Here is a 1,038-nt window from a genome sequence, read left to right as displayed (position 1 = left end):
CAAGGTTTTTTATAGCAATTGAATGTTAATTTTTTAACAGGAATATTTGGAATAACTCATTATGAGTATTAAAGATAAAAGATATCATTTAGCCTTTTTAGTTGCTATGGAAGAAGAGGTACGTAATCTATTACGTCAAGATAACCGTCTTCTTGAAGAGTTAGAAGCTAAGGTTGAAAGAAAAGAATTTTTAGATATTGAAGAAGCATTACAAGATGTTCTCAATAATGCTGAACGTATTGGTAAAACAAGATTTTTAACGATTAAATTACCGACAACCGTACGTGAAGAGTATAATGTTGAAGTTGATTGCTTAGTAGCAATTATGGGAATAGGTAAAGTAAATGCTGCTATGGCTACCACTTTAGTATGTTCTCAATTTAAAGTAGATATGATTATAAACTACGGTTTTGCAGGAGCTATAGGTCCGGCTAAACCTAATACCATTTACGTTGCTGATTCAGTAAGTTATGGGGATGTGGATGTCCGTGGTTTTGATTATCTTTTTGGTCAAGTACCAAAAGAAGAAGCATTTTATCCAATGCCTGGAAAATTTACCAAAGCTTTAATTCAAGATTATCAACGTTATAGCCGTTTTGTTGGTTATGGCAGGGTAATTACTACTGACATGTTTATTAACAATACTGCTCTTAAGAATACGATCTTAGAGGGGGTACGTGAAGCTCAAGAAAAAACTGGTAGTACGAGTGAGTTACTTTGCTTTGACATGGAATGTGCAGCTATAGCTCAAGTAGCTAAGGCGTTTGGAAAATCTTTACTTGTATTTAAAGAAGTGTCTGATGGGGCTGATGAAAGTGCAAATGAAAGCTTCTCTGACCAAGCTTATGACAATCAAACTCAAGCTCTACATCAAGCAATTAATTTCTTATTTATTGCTTTACCACGTATTTATATTGGCATTATGAAAAAACGTGAGCTTGAAGCTAGTAAAGGTTAAGTTTTAGGCTAGTAATAGCTCTTAAAAGTTTAGTTCTAAACTACAAAAAGCTAATAATAAATTAAATGTAAATAAGGTCC

General features: G+C 33.1%; 1 protein-coding gene. It reads left to right on the top strand.

Features of this window, described 5'->3' with window-relative positions; translation table 11 throughout:
- Positions 1–61: 61 nt before the first annotated feature.
- Positions 62–958, top strand: a complete 897-nt coding sequence (mtnN, locus tag CKF59_RS03350) for a 5'-methylthioadenosine/S-adenosylhomocysteine nucleosidase (protein ID WP_119534567.1) — start codon at positions 62–64, stop codon at positions 956–958.
- Positions 959–1,038 lie beyond the last annotated feature (80 nt).

It is taken from the genome of Psittacicella gerlachiana, assembly GCF_003585965.1.
Classification (GTDB): domain Bacteria; phylum Pseudomonadota; class Gammaproteobacteria; order Enterobacterales; family Psittacicellaceae; genus Psittacicella; species Psittacicella gerlachiana.
The sequence above is the reverse complement of the archived record's forward strand: the minus strand, read 5'-3'. Positions and strand labels throughout refer to the sequence as shown.